The sequence below is a fragment of the Ligilactobacillus acidipiscis genome (assembly GCF_900116935.1).
Lineage (GTDB): Bacteria > Bacillota > Bacilli > Lactobacillales > Lactobacillaceae > Ligilactobacillus > Ligilactobacillus acidipiscis.
Map to the genome: position 1 here is coordinate 1,237,922 of NZ_LT630287.1, position 16,207 is coordinate 1,254,128.

23 protein-coding genes are annotated in these 16,207 nt (G+C 40.2%); all 23 read left to right on the plus strand.

The genetic code is table 11. The annotated features are described in order from the left end of the window. The 23 genes from BQ5903_RS05690 to BQ5903_RS05800 all read left to right on the plus strand — a co-directional run bounded on the left by BQ5903_RS05690 (nt 1) and on the right by BQ5903_RS05800 (nt 16,207). Nucleotides 1–756, plus strand: coding sequence for a P-loop NTPase family protein (locus tag BQ5903_RS05690; protein WP_079579057.1), 756 nt, complete (start codon nt 1–3; stop codon nt 754–756). 204 nt (nt 757–960) lie between these two features. Continuing rightward, a complete protein-coding gene (locus tag BQ5903_RS05695) occupies nt 961–1,365 on the plus strand; it encodes a RusA family crossover junction endodeoxyribonuclease (protein ID WP_079579061.1) in 405 nt (134 codons plus the stop codon). Then, nucleotides 1,355–2,002, plus strand: coding sequence for an HNH endonuclease (locus BQ5903_RS05700; RefSeq protein ID WP_079579063.1), 648 nt, complete (start codon nt 1,355–1,357; stop codon nt 2,000–2,002). Before BQ5903_RS05695 ends, BQ5903_RS05700 begins: the two co-directional genes overlap by 11 nt. Nucleotides 2,003–2,022: 20 nt before the next feature. Next, nucleotides 2,023–2,226 carry a hypothetical protein gene (locus tag BQ5903_RS05705; protein WP_079579065.1) on the plus strand — a complete coding sequence of 68 codons (204 nt, stop codon included), beginning with the start codon at nt 2,023–2,025 and terminating at the stop codon, nt 2,224–2,226. A 12-nt stretch (nt 2,227–2,238) separates the two neighbouring features. Then, nucleotides 2,239–3,066 carry a hypothetical protein gene (locus BQ5903_RS05710; RefSeq protein WP_079579067.1) on the plus strand — a complete coding sequence of 276 codons (828 nt, stop codon included), beginning with the start codon at nt 2,239–2,241 and terminating at the stop codon, nt 3,064–3,066. Continuing rightward, nucleotides 3,053–3,454 carry a WDGH domain-containing protein gene (locus BQ5903_RS05715; RefSeq protein WP_079579069.1) on the plus strand — a complete coding sequence of 134 codons (402 nt, stop codon included), beginning with the start codon at nt 3,053–3,055 and terminating at the stop codon, nt 3,452–3,454. The genes BQ5903_RS05710 and BQ5903_RS05715 overlap by 14 nt, the downstream gene beginning before the upstream one ends. Before the next feature lie 258 nt (nt 3,455–3,712). Continuing rightward, the gene (locus BQ5903_RS05720; protein WP_079579071.1) at nt 3,713–4,495 is read left to right on the plus strand and encodes a DNA-methyltransferase; all 783 of its coding nucleotides are present in this window, start codon (nt 3,713–3,715) and stop codon (nt 4,493–4,495) included. A 13-nt stretch (nt 4,496–4,508) separates the two neighbouring features. Further along, entirely contained in the window at nt 4,509–5,225 is a 717-nt protein-coding gene (locus BQ5903_RS05725) for a hypothetical protein (protein ID WP_154022018.1), read from the plus strand. Between the two features lie 97 nt (nt 5,226–5,322). Then, complete coding sequence (locus BQ5903_RS05730; RefSeq protein WP_172823827.1) at nt 5,323–5,784, plus strand: hypothetical protein; 462 nt, start codon at nt 5,323–5,325, stop codon at nt 5,782–5,784. Nucleotides 5,785–6,354: 570 nt separating this feature from the next. Then, on the plus strand, nt 6,355–6,867 hold the full coding sequence (locus tag BQ5903_RS05735; protein WP_079579077.1) for a terminase small subunit: 513 nt from the start codon (nt 6,355–6,357) through the stop codon (nt 6,865–6,867). Next, nucleotides 6,851–8,161: a PBSX family phage terminase large subunit gene (locus BQ5903_RS05740; protein ID WP_079579079.1), complete on the plus strand. Its 1,311-nt coding sequence runs from the start codon at nt 6,851–6,853 to the stop codon at nt 8,159–8,161. Before BQ5903_RS05735 ends, BQ5903_RS05740 begins: the two co-directional genes overlap by 17 nt. 177 nt (nt 8,162–8,338) lie before the next feature. Next, nucleotides 8,339–9,940: a phage portal protein gene (locus BQ5903_RS05745; protein ID WP_231920923.1), complete on the plus strand. Its 1,602-nt coding sequence runs from the start codon at nt 8,339–8,341 to the stop codon at nt 9,938–9,940. Further along, on the plus strand, nt 9,885–11,027 hold the full coding sequence (locus BQ5903_RS05750) for a phage minor capsid protein (RefSeq protein WP_079579083.1): 1,143 nt from the start codon (nt 9,885–9,887) through the stop codon (nt 11,025–11,027). The genes BQ5903_RS05745 and BQ5903_RS05750 overlap by 56 nt, the downstream gene beginning before the upstream one ends. A gap of 93 nt (nt 11,028–11,120) precedes the next feature. After that, nucleotides 11,121–11,705, plus strand: coding sequence for a phage scaffolding protein (locus BQ5903_RS05755; RefSeq protein WP_172823829.1), 585 nt, complete (start codon nt 11,121–11,123; stop codon nt 11,703–11,705). 17 nt (nt 11,706–11,722) lie between these two features. Then, nucleotides 11,723–12,601, plus strand: coding sequence for a capsid protein (locus tag BQ5903_RS05760; RefSeq protein WP_079579085.1), 879 nt, complete (start codon nt 11,723–11,725; stop codon nt 12,599–12,601). 86 nt (nt 12,602–12,687) lie between these two features. Further along, the gene (locus tag BQ5903_RS05765) at nt 12,688–12,882 is read left to right on the plus strand and encodes a hypothetical protein (protein ID WP_079579087.1); all 195 of its coding nucleotides are present in this window, start codon (nt 12,688–12,690) and stop codon (nt 12,880–12,882) included. 108 nt (nt 12,883–12,990) lie between these two features. Further along, complete coding sequence (locus tag BQ5903_RS05770) at nt 12,991–13,308, plus strand: hypothetical protein (protein WP_079579089.1); 318 nt, start codon at nt 12,991–12,993, stop codon at nt 13,306–13,308. Nucleotides 13,309–13,372: 64 nt separating this feature from the next. Beyond that, nucleotides 13,373–13,723 (plus strand): putative minor capsid protein, encoded by a 351-nt coding sequence (locus BQ5903_RS05775; RefSeq protein ID WP_079579091.1) that lies wholly within the window; start codon nt 13,373–13,375, stop codon nt 13,721–13,723. Beyond that, on the plus strand, nt 13,724–14,080 hold the full coding sequence (locus BQ5903_RS05780; protein WP_079579093.1) for a minor capsid protein: 357 nt from the start codon (nt 13,724–13,726) through the stop codon (nt 14,078–14,080). After that, nucleotides 14,077–14,508, plus strand: a complete 432-nt coding sequence (locus BQ5903_RS05785) for a hypothetical protein (protein WP_079579095.1) — start codon at nt 14,077–14,079, stop codon at nt 14,506–14,508. The genes BQ5903_RS05780 and BQ5903_RS05785 overlap by 4 nt, the downstream gene beginning before the upstream one ends. Before the next feature lie 3 nt (nt 14,509–14,511). Then, entirely contained in the window at nt 14,512–15,003 is a 492-nt protein-coding gene (locus BQ5903_RS05790) for a phage tail tube protein (RefSeq protein ID WP_079579097.1), read from the plus strand. Nucleotides 15,004–15,110: 107 nt separating this feature from the next. Next, nucleotides 15,111–15,575, plus strand: coding sequence for a hypothetical protein (locus BQ5903_RS05795; protein WP_079579099.1), 465 nt, complete (start codon nt 15,111–15,113; stop codon nt 15,573–15,575). A gap of 5 nt (nt 15,576–15,580) precedes the next feature. Beyond that, nucleotides 15,581–16,207, plus strand: coding sequence for a Gp15 family bacteriophage protein (locus tag BQ5903_RS05800; protein ID WP_079579101.1), 627 nt, complete (start codon nt 15,581–15,583; stop codon nt 16,205–16,207).

A 16,207-nucleotide genomic window follows, 5' to 3' on the forward strand; every position in this document is an offset into this window, starting at 1 on the left:
ATGGACGGAACACCCACATGGGAAGCACGAAGAGAACGTCACAAAGTAAAAAGAGATGTTACTGCTAGGCATCTAAAGCAAGATCAGTATTGGACACAAATTTATCTAGTACAAAAACAGCAGAAACAAGCTAAACACCTTTCGCTAGTCAATAACCAAAATGTCTTACTGCACACTTTTACCGAGGTTGTACCAGTAAGCAAAGAGATGGCTGACCTAAAGAAACGAGCTCAACAAGTTGCTGCTGCTTATGCAAATGATAACAATAAAAACCTTGTCTTGTACAGTAAGCAATCAGGGAACGGTAAAACATTACTTGCTTCGTGCATTTTAGCCGAGGTTGGTAAAAATATCCGAGCTGCGAAAACTTGTATGTTCGTATCTACTGCACAAATGAAAAATCTTGTGTCAAAGAAATTTGATAATACCACACGTTCAGATGATTTGTACTCAGTCGGTGATGAGCTGCATGAGTTTGAAGTTAATGCCGGCAGAGTTGATCTACTTGTACTAGATGATTTAGGGACTGAAAGCAGTCTAAAAACAAATGGGGTCACATCTGCCAATCAGACAATATCAGAGTTGCTTTTCAACATTGCCGAAAAGCGTGAATTTAAACCAACGATTATCACAACTAACTACACAGGCGATGAATTGAAGAAGATTTATAACAATAAGATCATTGACCGCTTAATGCCGACAAATCCGGCGCAGGTTCTAGATTTTAGCGATGTCCCAAGCTATCGCAGAAATTAGGAGGGCTAACATGAGAAAAAATAAGGCAGATCAACACATTATCAATTGGAATCCAAACGCACACACATTAATTAGATCAAGTGTTGAGCCATACGATCTGGGGCCAGTCTATAAAACTACCGCAGTTGACCCCAAGCCCAGACGGCGAGGTTGGAACAGTCATGCTTTTGTGGATGACCAGGTACAACGGAAAGGGTCGATGATATGAGACTAGTTTTCGAAATCGAGCCAGTCGCACAAGAAAGGCCCCGAGCGGTACGGATGGGAAGAAGTCTGCGGATGTATGATCCGAAGAAAACGGCAGACTTCAAGAAGCAATTGCATTTGTTAGCTCTAGCAAAACATGTTGTGCCTATCCAAGAGGCATTGAGTGTTGAGATTTGGTTTTATCGTGCAGTGCAGAAGTCTATCAGTAAGAAAGAACACCTCAGACGGACGACAGGGCACGTTAGACCAACAGTTAAGCCTGATGTTGACAACCTATGCAAGGCCACACTTGATTCTTTTAACGGAATTTTATGGAAAGATGATTCCCAAATAGTAGACCTTAACTTGCATAAATATTACTCAGACAATCCGAGAATCGAGGTTGAGCTAGATGAAATATAAACAAAATACACCAGTTAAATTTAAAAAATGCACTGTCGAGAATTGCTTAAATATGTCAACTGGATATAAAAACAATTTGCCATATTGTAATAAACACTGGCTTAGAATCCATCTTAATGGGACCACACATAAAGTTGGTAAAAAGATAAAAACAAAATACCAAGTATTAAATGGTTATTGTTTAGGAATTTCGAGTAATGGAACAGAATTTAAGTTTAGTTTAGAGGACTGGGGAGCTGTAACTAAGCATAGTTGGATCCCAAATAAAAGCGGATATCTGGTAGCAACAATAGATCAGAAAGTTGTTAGACTTAACCGTTTCATATTAAAGCAACATCAACGAGTTTTTAAAAACATGGTTGTTGACCATATAAATGGGGACATCAAAGACAATAGACTTGAAAATTTGCGCATGATAAGTCCTAAAAATAACGCAAGAAACTTTGGAGTTTCGAAGAATAACACTAGTGGAACGACAGGCGTTAGTAAAGTTCCAAGTGGAAATTTCATAGCAAGAATTGTAGTTAACCGCAAAGAAATAAAGTTTGGGACATTTGCTAACGAGATAGAAGCGATTCATGCCAGAAAAAAAGCTGAGAAAAAATATTATGGAAAATTTGCAAGATCTAGCCAATAGATCGAACTGGAGGAATTTCAATGACTGAAGATCAAAAGAAACTGTATGACTGGTTAGTGCTTACCAGCCAATTAGAGGCAATGTCTGTAATTGACATATATTATGATATGGACGCATGTGCAGATTTTGAAACCATAAAAGCCAGAAATAGGCTGACTGAAAAAGAGAAGGACCAAGCCATCTATCAAGCAATTATTGAGCGCTGGCATGATGAACTATTTTAAGGAGGGCGACTAATGACTAAATATTACCGAGTACGGACACAGGAACAGTGGGACTGGCTGATGAAATATTTTGAGAAAGTAGATAAGGGTATTAGGTGGGATTATATGGACGAAAAGCCTACTGAGTACAACAATTGGAAAAAATTCAAGAGCAATTCTTACATTACGTTACTCGGAGATGTGACACTTTTTTATGGAGATGTGAAACGAGATGAACGTTCTGACTTTATCGAAGTCAGCAAACTAATGGAGGGTAAGAAAATGGAATATGTAACGATCAAAAATAAAGATTTAGGCGAATTGCTTGATGAGAATAATGAGCCATTTTTAGATGAGCAAACAGAAACAGGAAAATATATCTTTACTGACCCGAAATATGTGTCACAAATAAAAATTCCTAAGTCCATGATTTATCGGAAAGTCAAAATGGCCAAGGCAGAGAAAGCGGAATTTGATAAATTAAATAAGGAGTGGACAACACTTTATTTAGCAATAAGCGCGATTAACGATGAATTCCTTGAATACCCCTTATTGAATAATCGATTGTTTATTCGTATGACATCTGCAGAAGAAAATGAAGCACAAATAGAATTTGCTCGTGCCTGGGCTGACCCTTCACTTATTGAAGTGATACCAGAGAAGCGTTGGAATGTGAAGGTAGCACCGTTCGAAAGGACGAAGCGCTATTATTACAAAGGTGACAAAGGATTGCTAGGCGAGGGCGATAGCTGTAACAATCAATATGAATTTCAACAATTCACCACTGATGAGCTCAAGGAATATGGGCTTGACGATGATATGTTCGAGAAAATTGAGGTGACTGACGATGGCACCAAGTAAGAAAATTAGAAAAATAAATTGGGAGATTCATCAGCAACTAGAAGGCGACCAGACCAACAAGATTTATGATGGAAGTCACACCTTTGGCGATCTTTATTTTCACCGTGCAGTTTTATTTGCGGCATTGCTAAAAGCATACCCGCATCAATCATGGCGCACGCATACCCAGTCAGATGGTAATGGTCTTGCAGGGTATTTCTTATGCGGAATTGAGACACCAGAAGGGCAGTATACCTATCATTATCCTGATTCACAGTGGTATTTGTTCGATGGTGTACGCGAGTTACCTGAGTCACCTGAATATGACGGTCACAAGCCAGAAGACGTTGCTCGTCTTCTATCTCTTGCCAACTTGGCAGAAAAAACGAACCACGGCATAGAAGACTAAAAATGCTAAGGTTTCAAAGAGAATGGGAATACCCAAAGCCGATTGATCAGGTATCACGTTAATCAAAATTAGACTTGCAGACCGTCAAAAGTCTGCAAGCCATAGCTAGGGCGGAAATCTAACAAGGATGTGAATAGACCTCAATTATATTTAATTCTTGTATCCGAACTAGCTAAGCCTTGCAACGGTACATGCTTGAGTTCGAGCCTCAAGGCAAGGCATTATCCGGATAATAAAATAAAACAAAAGGTGAAAAATATGGAAAAGCATAGACCTAAAACAACGAAAGTAGAATTATTCAACGATCATTTTCAGAACTATAAGCGTTATGGCATACCAAAAGCACAGCTGGTTATTGCAGACATTCCTTACAACTTGGCTAATAAGGCTTATGCAAGTAACCCAGCTTGGTATAACGGTGGAGATGATAAGAATGGGGAAAGTGAAAAAGCTAACTCAACATTCTTTGATACAGATGTTGATTTCAGGATAGCAGAATACATGCACTTCTGTTCTCATATGTTGGTTAAAGAACCAAAAAAGGGCAGGAATAAAGCACCGGCCATGGTTGTGTTTTGTGCTTTTGAACAGTTACAGATGGTTATTGATTATGGCAAGCAGTATGGATTTCAGCATTATATTCCTTTGACGTTTATCAAAAAGTCATCAGCGCAAGCACTAAAAGCCAATATGAAGATTGTAGGCGGCTGTGAGTATGGCTTAGTTTTATATCGTGACAAATTACCAAAGTTCAATAATGACGGTCAGATGATAATGAATTGGTTTCATTGGGATATTGATAACTCATATCCAAAGATACATCCGACACAAAAACCAGTGCCAGTTTTGAAACGGTTGATTGAAATATTTACGGATCCAGGTGATGTGGTTATCGACCCTGTAGCAGGTAGTGGAGCAACACTAAGAGCAGCTGCTGAATTGAATCGCAGTGCCTATGGCTTCGAAATCAAAAAGGACATGTTCAGATTAGCTAATGAAAAAATGCTAAGTCATGCAGAAATGTCATTGCTAGCACTGTAGAAAGGAGAGAAATATGATGGTGATAAGAGAGCAGGTTAGACAATCAATCTTTGATCTAACACATTATTGGGATAATAAATATGGAATTGGCAAGTGGGGAGATATTAGTCAGAAAGAACTTGATAATTGTCCACAAGCTAAAAAGGTACGTGTGATATTCAAGGACAAGGATGTGATTATCAGAGAACGAGGTGGACAGCCTTATAGAGGACAGTCCAACCTTAATTTGAAAAATGTGTCTAAGAAAGAACGAGATTCTTTTATTATTGAACAGTACAATAAAGGTGTTCCAGCGATAGAGATAGCTAAAGTAATGGGTTATCAGACAACGTCAATGATTTATACGGTGTTGCAAAACAACGATATGACTACAACGAGACGGCCTCAAAAGATAGATGTGACACGTGAACAATTCATTAAGGCAATCGAGACGAGCTCAAGTCAGGATGAAGTTGCAAGCAAGCTATCGACACCAAAACATAAAATTAGTCATCAGAGTATGCAGACGTTGTTTAAAAAGTATGATATGCAGAAAGCACGACAGATACTTAAGAGACGTGGTAGAGCACGTTATTTAGTTAAAGATGGAAGAACTATCAAGTTCGACAGTATGCGTGAATTAGCGCTTTATTTAGGCGTTACAACTCAAACGATTCATAACAAGATAAATAGAGGAACAGCAGAATATCAAGTATTAACTTGGGGAGATGTGCATGATGAAGATGTTTAAGTTTCTAAGAGGAAAGATAGTCTACCGCAGAATCGGACCAAAGATGTATCAGACTAAAGTACAACGCAGAGTTAGAATATTTTAGGGAGGAAATATATTGGCAACAAGAGATGAAGCGATTCAAGCAATCAAGAGATATCCAGATTATGAACGGGATAGACGCAGACGTGAGCTAGAACTCAGATATCCATTCGATGCTTACTCAGATGAAAATATCGGTGGCGGACGTGCTCAGAATGTACGCGATGAATCACTTGAGAATGAGGTTAGCCGAGTTTTATCTGACCCTAAGCTAATTGAACTAGAGCGAAATAAAAATGCCGTAGAGAGAGTTCTAAAGCAATGTGTGGACAAGCAAGTTAGATCGCTGTTAGATAGAGCTACCTACGATATTATCTATGAGTTTTATTTTGCGGAAGTAAAAAGATATAATGCGCAGGCAATTGCTGATAAAGTTGGCTTATCTCGTGGAAGAGTATACGCAAGAAAAGACGCCTTTATAGACGAAGTTCAAAAAGAATTAACAAAACGAGACAAAAACGAGACAAAATGCCCTTAAAAATGTTGTATATTTGTAATATACAAAAAGGCTTAATTAAGTTGTTTTGTAAGAACACGAAATTTTCCTCCTACGAAAATTCGTTAGCGTGGTTAGCACGATCTAACCGTAACAGTGCCTGGTAGGCGTGAACACATAATTCGTGATAGACATTGATTGGCTCCTTAACTTATAATTGATTATCGCAGGTGGTTCGATTCCACCTACTGTTATATCCGTCAGCTGGGTTAGAGGCTAGTCCCTGACCGGGGACATACATAATATTTTAGGCAGTCCGCTGGGGCTGTCTTTTTTAGTGCACATAAAAAACCATTGACCAGTTAAGTCAATGGCAAAAGGACCTAGGAGTTAAACGTTGATCGTTAGCAATGTACATGTTATTGTCCTTTGACGTCATTGTAACAGAAAGTAGGAGAGGTTGCTATGAAAAGCTTATTCAAATGCATAGGGGTGTCATTGGCACTTATAGCACTGTTCACGGCAATGTTCTATGGTGGACTATTGATGGCGTGGTTGGTTATTAGGATCGTCTTGTAGAAATACATAGTTGAAAGGTGGTGGTGTTATGACATGAAACTAACAGCTAAACAACAAAAGTTTGTAAATGAATATGTTAAATCTGGTAACGCCACTCAGTCGGCTATTAAGGCAGGGTATTCTAAAAGAACGGCTGCAATGGCGGGTAGTGAGAACCTACGAAAACCTTATATGAAAGACGCTATCGACAAGCGAATGCAAAAGATGGAAGATGCCAAAATCGCTAAAGCTGAAGAGGTACTTCAATTGTATTCTCGTATCTTGCGTGGTGAAGAAAGTGAAAAAAGTGCTGTCGCCACTCCTAAAGGCGTGGAAGTGGTAGAAACTCCGGCTGATCTAAAAACTAGGCTAAGTGCTGGTAAAGAGCTGATGAAACGTTATCCAGCAATGGACCCGATGACGGCCGAGCAGATACGTAAGCTTAAAGCTGATGCTGATTTAACTGAGCTGAAAGCCAAACGTGAAGCCGATGGCGATGTACAGGATAACATTATTATGAACTTTAACCGAACTGATGGGAGGAACACGGATGACAACAGTAATTGATGTGGATGTTGATGCAATGATCAATCCCCATTTTAACAACGTGCTGTTTTCCAAGGCCTCTAATAAGGTGTTAGAAGGCGGTCGTGGCTCTACTAAGTCGTCTGCAATTAGTTTGGATATTGTTTATAAGTTTCTGCAAGACCCATATGCTAATGCCTTAGTAATGCGCAAGGTTGCCAACACAATCAATATGTCCGTTTATGAACAAATTAAATGGGCGATATACATGTTACATGTTAATAACCAGTTTGAGTTCAAGAAATCACCTTATAAGATTATTCATAAGGCAACAGGGACGGCAATTTATTTTAGTGGTGTTGATGATCCACAGAAATTGAAGTCGTTCATGATTGCAAAAGGTTACGTTCGTTGGCTATGGTTTGAAGAGTTGGCCGAATTCAATAGCTGGGAAGAAGTCGACACAGTGCGAGCTTCATTCACACGTAAACAGCTCCCAAACGATTTAAAGGTTGAAACGTATTACAGCTATAACCCACCTAAGAACCCGTATGATTGGATCAATGAGTTTGTCGAAAGCAGAAGAAACATGCCTGATTGGTACGTTGATCATTCAACATATAAAGATGTGACACTGCCTAATATTCTAGCTAAGAGCTATCTTGAAGAAATAGAAGCAGTTAAACAAAATGATCCTGACTATTATCGTTGGATGTATCTGGGCGAAGTAGTTGGCTTAGGAACTAACGTTTATAATATTGATTTATTTCATGTCATAGATGAGTTTCCCAGTGATGACCGTTTACTAGGCTTATATTATTCAGTCGATACAGGACACGAAACTTCTGCCACTACGTGCGGTTGTTACGGCTTAACTGCTAAAGGCAACGTGATACTACTGGATAATTATTACTATTCTCCTGCTGGTAAAGCTTATAAGAAATCGCCTACTCAGTTAGCCGAAGATCTAAAAGCGTTCATCGATCGTAATGGGCGAGAGTATGGTATGACGCCTATGAGAATGACAATGGACTCAGCTGAAGGTGCCTTGGATAATGAGTTCTATGCTAAGTATGCTATCCATTGGCACAAAGTAAACAAACTAAAAAAGGTTGACATGGTCGATCGTGTGCAGGACTTATTAGCTCATGGTCGTTTTTTTATGCTCAAAAAAGAAGCTAATAAAATATTCTACGAAGAAAACAAGCGATACCAATGGGACGAGAAGACACTGCAAAGCGATGATCCTAAAGTCATAAAAGAAAACGATCATTGTGCGGATCAGTTCCAATACTTTGTGCGTGATGCTGAACGTGATCTTGGCTTGAAGTGGTAGGGTCTATTACTAACAAATGGACCCTTGAGAATATCGTTATAATAAGCTTTTATTTTGGAGTAATTAACAAAGGGTCGTTTATATTTATAAAACTAAAGAATAATCCCTAAAAATAGGAGGTGAACTATGTCGTTAATTGACAGCATTAAAAATCTATTTCGGAAAGGAGGCGCTAAGGTGGGCGTGATTAAATCACTGACTAACATTACAGACGATGACCGTATATCGATCTCGCCAGATGAATATATACGTATCTCGGAGGCTAAGCGATACTATCGCAACGACTTTCCAAAAGTAAAGTACCGCAATAGTTACGGTCATGAATGTGAGCGTCGTTTATCTAGTCTGAACATTACTAAGATGGCTGCAAGGCGCTTGGCTTCAGTTATCTTTAACGAGCAATGTTCAGTGGCAGTTAACAACAAAGAGAGTGTTTCTAACGGCGATGATGACACTGCTGTTAAGAATGACAAAGCACATGAGTTAATTGATGAAGTGCTGGCTGATAATGACTTTTATACAACATATGAAGAACAATTAGAGCAAGGTATCGCATTAGGTGGGTTTGCTATCCGCCCATATGTGGAAAATGATAAGATCAAATTATCGTGGATCAAGGCCGATCAATTCTATCCATTGCAATCGAATGTGACCGAGATTAACGAAGCAGCAATTGCAGATAAAACAACTGTACAAGATGGCAACAAGAATCTTTATTACACGTTGTTAGAGTTTCACCAATGGATACCTGCAAAAGAAGGTGGCTACAACTATCAGATTACTAACGAGCTGTATGAGTCCGAGGATAAAGGACAAATTGGCGTTAATGTCCCGTTAGATAAGTTACCGAAGTATAAGGGCTTACAGCCAATTAGTGTACTATCTGGCCTAGAAACACCTCTATTTGCATACTTTAAAACACCAGGGGCTAATAATATTTCCCCTGAAAGTCCCTTAGGTTTGGGCATTATTGACAATGCTAAGCATACCGTTGACGCAGTTAATATGACTCACGATCAGTTTGTACACGAAGTAGAAATTGGCAAGCGTCGTATTGCAGTGCCTTCCGAGATGTTAAGGCCGGGCGGACCAATGGCAAGCGGAAATGGTCAGCAAGAGATGCACCCTCCGATGTTCGATAAGAGTACAGATATCTATGAGGCAATGTACGGCGATCCACAGATGAAGATCACTGACTTGACACAGCCTATCCGCAATGTGCAATACCAAGCGACTATGAGTTTCTTTATGCGTGAGTTTGAAAATGAAACAGGCTTATCACAAGGCACATTTACTGCTGATGGTGAGGGCGTTAAGACAGCTACTGAGGTTGTATCTAATAATTCTATGACCTATCAGACACGCTCGTCTTATTTGACACAAGTTGATAAGCAAATTAAAGCACTAGTGCGAGCTATCTTATATACAGCAAGCAATGGTGCCTTATTCAGCAATGGTATTCCTTTATGGACTGGTGATGTGGACAGCACCGAAACAATTGTTGATTTCAACGACGGTGTATTTGTAGACCAGGAGGCACAATTTAATAAAGACATGCAAGCCGTCGATGATGGTATGATGCCACGCGTTCAATTCTTGGTCCGCAACTATCAGCTTGACGAAAAGACGGCTAAAGAGTGGATGGAGCAAGCTAACGAAGAATCAACTGAACGAACTCCAGATGCTTTACAAGAAAGTGCATTATTTGGTGGAGGTGGTACTGATGACGAAGAAGATAACGATGAGCCAGATGAATCATCAGGCCAACAAGATAGCTGATAATTACACCAGATTACAACAAGAATTATTCTATCTGTTAATTGATGCAACTAAAGACACACGTTCGTTGTTAATGGACAGAGAGCACCCCTTAGCGTGGCGTTTCGCTATGTTACAGAAAATGGGCGGGCTTACTGAAGAAGTCGTCCGTATGGTTGCTAAAACGGTTAATATGAGCGAGCAACAAATTAAAAGTTTAATCGAAGATAACGGCTTACAAATCGCGCAGCAAATGAATGGTCAGTTAGCTAATATATTGCAACAGAAAGACAAGCCGATCAGTTCAACTCAACGGCAGATTATTAAGAGTTATGCACATCAAGCTTTTCTTGATATTGATAATAACGTTAATCAAACACTACTCACTACTAATTATGGCGAGAATGCAGCAATGCGGACGTTCCAAGATATTGTTAATCGTACTACCTTGGATATACAGACAGGACGTAAAACACCACAGCGTGCCCTTACAGACAATATTATGCAATGGCAGGACAAAGGTATGAAAACATCTTTAATTGACAAAGGCGGGCATCAATGGAGCTTAGAGGGTTATACACGTACTGTTTTAACGTCGACGTCCTCCCGAGTATTCAACGATGTCCGTATTCAATCGATGAAAGATTTCGATACGGTACTAGCTACAATGACGAGTCATCCGGCTGCACGTGAAGCTTGTTCACATATTCAAGGAAAAGTAGTCTGTTTAGTGCCAACCTCTGACTCGCGTTATATGCGAGCCTATCCATCCATATATGATTATGGTTATGGCGAACCTGCAGGGACGATGGGTATTAATTGCCAACATTACCCATATATCAAAGGTGTATCGCATAACTTTCAAGAGCAATATAATCCGCGTGAAGCACGCCAAAAGATGGATGTGCAACAAAAGCAACGGTACTATGAGCGGTCTATTCGCCACCAAAAGGAAAAGCTAAAAATGGCAAATAAATTGGGTGATGAGAAGGCTCAACGTAAACTAAAGACAAGTATTCGCGGTTATCAGAGCAAGTTACGAGATATTGTCAAAGATAATGATTTCTTGAATCGACAATATGGTCGTGAACGTATCGTAAACAAATAATATTCGACCTGGGCATGTCGTTAAAAGGTCTATTTTTCATGCAACCAAAACCCAGTCGTTGCTGGGAAATAAAAACGTATGGAGGTTATACACATGAAAAGAGAGTTTCTAAAGGATCTAGGTATTGAAGGCGAAGCGATTGATAAGATCATGGCTGAACATGGTAAGGGCGTTCAAGATGCTAACAATCAAGTTGAAAGGCTAACGACTGAACGTGACGGCTTAAAAGAACAACTTGAAGACCATAACAGCCAATTAGAGGACCTTAAGAAGTCGTCCAAGGATAACAAAGAGCTTCAAGATCAACTAGCCCAGCTCCAAGAAGCAAACAAGAACAAAGATGAAGAGTGGCAACAGAAACTGGCTGATCAAAGCAGAGATTTCAAAATCAACGAAGCATTACGTGACTCAAAAGCGCGTAACCCGAAAGCCGTGCTTGGTTTACTGGATTTGGACAAGGTCACAGTGGGAAAAGATGGTAAACTTGAAAACTTTAATGACCAGTTAGAAGAAGTACAGAAAAACGATTCATATTTGTTCGATACCAAAAGCAACCAGGAAGCCGATGGGCCTAAAGGTGTTCAGGTTACTTCTTTAGGTAATCCCAGCGGTGGCAATGGTGGCAATGAACCGACTATGGTTCAGAAGATTGCTCAACGTATGAGCGGAGAAAAATAGAAAGAGGGAATTAAACTATGAGTATTGTTTTAGATAGTAAAGATATGGCAGAAATTGATCAGAAGTTTGCTGCCGAATCTCAAATCTGGCAACCACTAATGGCAGGCGCTAAGAGCGTTACTGCTGCTGATTTTGTGGGTGTCAATGAAGTACGGATCAACAAAATGGACGGCTTAATGCAGCCTAAAGAATATGTACGTAACGGCGATAATACTCGCTCCAAGGTAAACATGACTAAAGAAACAGTCAAACTTACACATGAAGACTGGATTGGATACGATCTTGATGAGTTGGACACATCTGAAAACGGTGCATACCAAGTTGCCAATGTTGTTTCTGAACATCAACGCCGGGTAACTATCCCGCGCCGTGACAAGGTGGCAATGCAGGTCTTAGCCGATAATGCTGGTAAAAACGTTACTGATACTGTTACGGCTAAAAATGTGTTGGATGTATACGACGATATTGAAGCATATATGCTTGATCATGAGATCCCAGGCGGATATGTCTTATTTGCATCTGCTGGCTTCTATAAAGCCTTGAAAAATGCAAAGGACATCGCCCGTTCCTTTTCTGTAAATACACAAAACATCAACGGCATTGATCGGAGTGTTGCACAGCTTGACGGCGGTGTTCCGATTTTGCGCGTGGCTAAAGATCGCATTAGTGGTTTGGACATTGGGGGCACAGTTAACTTTGCCTTAACTCCATTAACTGCTATTGCACCGATTGTAAAATATGATGACGTTTCAGTTATTTCACCAGAAACAGACCGCAGCGGTTACCGGTACACGATCAAGGGCTTATCCTACTATGATGCAATCGTATTGGATAATGCTAAAGCTGGTATCTATACAGGTATCACACCAAAAAGTGATGGTGGCTCGGGAAAATAACACCGCCGACAGTCGGCAAGGTTAAGGTCGGCGCTGCCAGATTAACATAATAAGAAAGAGTGAATATATATGGCTGAAGCAGTTGAATGGAAAAAGATGATTTAATCACATCCGAAAAGTTGAATAAAATGCAACAAGTCGCTGGACCTAAAGGTGCTGACGCCAAGCAAATCAAAGTCGGTGTTATCAACGAAGATAAGAACGGCGTAGTTACTGGTGCAAAGGTCACTTTCACCGATAACACAACCGTGGACTTTTCTGTTAATAAAGCTACTAAATAACAGTGCTATGAGGCGCATTCCAAGTGCGTTTCAGTAGTTTAAACGTACGATCGCCCACAAAATGAACAATGAGAACGCCTAGTTCTGGCGGTTTCGAGGAGGTGCCGAATGGCTTATTTAACATTTGAAGAATATCAAGCGTTAGGTTTTATTGCTGATGATCTAACTGAAGACAAATTCAATAAATTAGAGGTCGTTGCTGAATCATTATTTGACATTGCCACCAAGAGCTTTTACCGTATGAACGACCTTGAAAGTGATGTAAAGTGGCGTAAGGATTTATTCAAACGCGCTCTTGCTCAACAGATCAGTTTTTCAAATTATACGGGGCTAACAACGCCTTATGAAATATCTCAAAGCAGTGTACAGCGTGTTTCTGTTGGTCGTACTACTGTAGAGGGCCTAAGTCCACAGCAGGACGTTTAGGTATTTATGGAATAGCATACACTTTACTAGCTCAAACAGGGCTCATGTATCGAGGTGTTAGCTCATGCTATTGATACCGACAAGTATGGCCAAACAACAGATCACTTTAAAACGATTCACAGGTCAATCGAGCGGGGTTTATCCGGAACCGACATACGATGATCCGATCACGATTCAAAAAGTAGTCTTTCAACCACAAACGATATATACAGGGACGAACAACGACAGGCAGATAGTTGCCAATGCCGTTGTTTTTTTGTACAACCACATCTCTCAACCGATCCCTAAATTATCGAAAGCAAACATTGGTTCCAAGATCACATTTGAAGGCGAAGAATACACCGTACAGAAGATTGTAGATAACCGCCAACCGTTTAGTAACGAACTGTGGTCGTATGAGCTGGAGGTGCTTTAAATGGCTATTGAGGTACATGTAGACCTAACCGGCTTGCATCGTAAATTAAGCCGACAGGCACTTATTAGAGGGCGTAAAGCCTATATGAATGACGCACATCAAGCGATGGAGCAGTTTGTACCCAGGTTAGAAGGTAACTTGCGCAAAAGCTCAGTCATGGCGTCAGATGGCTCATATATTGATTATGTTATGCCGTACGCTAAAGCACAGTTTTATGGCGTTGTTAGTGGGCATAAAGTTCACAATTACACGACATTGGGAACAAGTAAGCGATGGGATTTACGGTTAAAAGCACGTAAAGACTTAATGCAGAAATGCAATGAAGCGTTTATCAGTGGAGCGGGGTGGAAACAATGACGGATTTAAGAGAACAGTTAGCTAATAAGATTCAACAAGATTTAGGGGTTCGATTAGTCGCCGGCTTCCTTAACCCGCAGAATGATACGCAATTTGCCTTAACTCGCCTGCCAGGTTCGCATATTGTCGATGAAGACTTTGAAGGTACGCAAGAAGTCCTTTATAATTTTGAGATCGTGAGGCAGGTTCCCGTAGGTGATTATAGTGCCTTGCAAGAAGCGCAAGACCAATTAATCAAGATCAGCAACTATTTAGATGACTTGAGTAGTTTGGCTTTAAAGGGGCAATCCCAACCTGCAGGCTTTCAGTTTGTGGGTATTGAAGTCCAATCCGAGCCGGCAGAGCTAACGATTGATATTCAAAACGTAAAATGTGGCCTTGAAATCGGGGTCACGATCATAAAAAACAAATATAGAAATGAGGAATAAAATATGGCTGAAGAAATGCCTACAAGTACTGGCGAATTTACCCTAAATTATGAAAATAAATACGAAATTGACGTTCTTTCCCACAAGACACTAGATGATGTCGAGGAAGCAAAGTTCGTTCCTATTGCTGGTGGTGTTAATGATGCTACACCTTCGTACAATGAAACATCTAGCAATGATGAATATTATGATGGAGAAGGCTGGCAAACAACTGATGTTACCGCTAAGCGTTTGCAATTGCAATTTAAGGGGCACCGCAAACAAGGTGATGAAGGTCAAGATTATGTTGTGTCTAAGCAATATTCAATTGGTTCTGATTTGAAGACGTTGTTCCGCTGGACTGCAACAGACGGTACAGTATTGACTAGTGTTATTAACATGTCTGCTATCGTTCCTTCTGGTGGTGCACCAGGGGCTAAGCAGACATTCTCGTTTAACGCTGATTTTGACGGTAAGCCGGACATCAAACATCCGGACGATGACTCGGGAAAATAACAACCCCGATCGTCGACCAAGGCGTGGTCGGGGAGACCAAGCTAGAAAAGTAATTTAATAAAAAAACAGAGACGAGTAGAAGTGAGACGAAAAAGGAGATCAAAATAATGGTTTTAAAACTTAACATTGACGAGCAGATTCAAAATGAAGCCGAGATTACTATTGCAGGTCAAAACCGTACGGTTGCTTTTAACGATGAATTTCGTGAAGCAGCCATTGAAACACTGACTCAAATTGATGAGATCTTGAAAGATGTTGATGAGCTGATGAAGGAAGACAAAGACGGCAATTCTAAATTTAATGATCTTTCAGTTGACGAGCAGAAAAATAAATATAATGGCATGATGGGTCAAATGCGTGATTGTGCGATCGCTTTCTTTGACCGTTATTTAGGTGAAGGCTCGGGTCAGCAGATATTTGAACATTACCATTCAGACACCATGGCAATCATGAAAGCTATCGGTATCTTACGCGATCAGGCAGATGAATTGTTGGCAAATGATAATCGCGAAACTCGTCGTGCCAAAGAAAAAGAATACACGAAAAACGGTAAAGCTAAAAGTAAGCGGTGATGTAAGTGCTAAGTCTAACGGACAATTCGCAAGATGAGATCAAACATAACGGTCATGTGTATGTGCCTAACCTGTGTTTCGATAATGTCCTACAATTTTATAAGTTAATGGACGATGATGATGTAAGTCAATCGGACAAAGTGCTGTTTGCTTTTGAGTCTTTCTATGGGCAAGAAGCGCTTGAACATGTGGTTGATAATGAAGATACTGACTTTTTAATTGAAGCGGTGCAGATTGTGACTGATTACATTAATGAGGATCCATACGGACAATTTCAGACCGGGGTGGGTAGCGATACACCTAACCGGTCTTTTTCTTATATACAGGATGCTGAAATGATCTATGCGGGTTTTATGCAACAGTACGGTATTGATTTAGTCGAAGAACAGGGCAAAATGCACTGGGACAAATTCAAGGCCTTATTGCACGGCTTGACAGATAAGACATTGTTCAAGCAAATCATTCAGATTCGTGAAACAGAAACAAACGATATTGAAGATCAAAAAGAGGTTCAGCACATACGTGAATTACAAGATTATTATGCGTTAACCGAAGGCATGTCCGTTGAAGACCAAGCACAATCACAAGATGATATATTTGCTGGGATTGTCGGTGCAGTGGAAGGAGGTTAG

Excerpts from the sequence above, each read along its gene's own strand:
- BQ5903_RS05690 (WP_079579057.1), top strand. The coding sequence starts at position 1 with ATGGACGGAACACCCACATGGGAAGCACGAAGAGAACGTCACAAAGTA.
- BQ5903_RS05695 (WP_079579061.1), top strand. The coding sequence starts at position 961 with ATGAGACTAGTTTTCGAAATCGAGCCAGTCGCACAAGAAAGGCCCCGA.
- BQ5903_RS05700 (WP_079579063.1), top strand. The coding sequence starts at position 1,355 with ATGAAATATAAACAAAATACACCAGTTAAATTTAAAAAATGCACTGTC.
- BQ5903_RS05705 (WP_079579065.1), top strand. The coding sequence starts at position 2,023 with ATGACTGAAGATCAAAAGAAACTGTATGACTGGTTAGTGCTTACCAGC.
- BQ5903_RS05710 (WP_079579067.1), top strand. The coding sequence starts at position 2,239 with ATGACTAAATATTACCGAGTACGGACACAGGAACAGTGGGACTGGCTG.
- BQ5903_RS05715 (WP_079579069.1), top strand. The coding sequence starts at position 3,053 with ATGGCACCAAGTAAGAAAATTAGAAAAATAAATTGGGAGATTCATCAG.
- BQ5903_RS05720 (WP_079579071.1), top strand. The coding sequence starts at position 3,713 with ATGGAAAAGCATAGACCTAAAACAACGAAAGTAGAATTATTCAACGAT.
- BQ5903_RS05725 (WP_154022018.1), top strand. The coding sequence starts at position 4,509 with ATGATGGTGATAAGAGAGCAGGTTAGACAATCAATCTTTGATCTAACA.
- BQ5903_RS05735 (WP_079579077.1), top strand. The coding sequence starts at position 6,355 with ATGAAACTAACAGCTAAACAACAAAAGTTTGTAAATGAATATGTTAAA.
- BQ5903_RS05740 (WP_079579079.1), top strand. The coding sequence starts at position 6,851 with ATGACAACAGTAATTGATGTGGATGTTGATGCAATGATCAATCCCCAT.
- BQ5903_RS05750 (WP_079579083.1), top strand. The coding sequence starts at position 9,885 with ATGACGAAGAAGATAACGATGAGCCAGATGAATCATCAGGCCAACAAG.
- BQ5903_RS05755 (WP_172823829.1), top strand. The coding sequence starts at position 11,121 with ATGAAAAGAGAGTTTCTAAAGGATCTAGGTATTGAAGGCGAAGCGATT.
- BQ5903_RS05760 (WP_079579085.1), top strand. The coding sequence starts at position 11,723 with ATGAGTATTGTTTTAGATAGTAAAGATATGGCAGAAATTGATCAGAAG.
- BQ5903_RS05765 (WP_079579087.1), top strand. The coding sequence starts at position 12,688 with ATGGAAAAAGATGATTTAATCACATCCGAAAAGTTGAATAAAATGCAA.
- BQ5903_RS05770 (WP_079579089.1), top strand. The coding sequence starts at position 12,991 with ATGGCTTATTTAACATTTGAAGAATATCAAGCGTTAGGTTTTATTGCT.
- BQ5903_RS05775 (WP_079579091.1), top strand. The coding sequence starts at position 13,373 with ATGCTATTGATACCGACAAGTATGGCCAAACAACAGATCACTTTAAAA.
- BQ5903_RS05780 (WP_079579093.1), top strand. The coding sequence starts at position 13,724 with ATGGCTATTGAGGTACATGTAGACCTAACCGGCTTGCATCGTAAATTA.
- BQ5903_RS05785 (WP_079579095.1), top strand. The coding sequence starts at position 14,077 with ATGACGGATTTAAGAGAACAGTTAGCTAATAAGATTCAACAAGATTTA.
- BQ5903_RS05790 (WP_079579097.1), top strand. The coding sequence starts at position 14,512 with ATGGCTGAAGAAATGCCTACAAGTACTGGCGAATTTACCCTAAATTAT.
- BQ5903_RS05795 (WP_079579099.1), top strand. The coding sequence starts at position 15,111 with ATGGTTTTAAAACTTAACATTGACGAGCAGATTCAAAATGAAGCCGAG.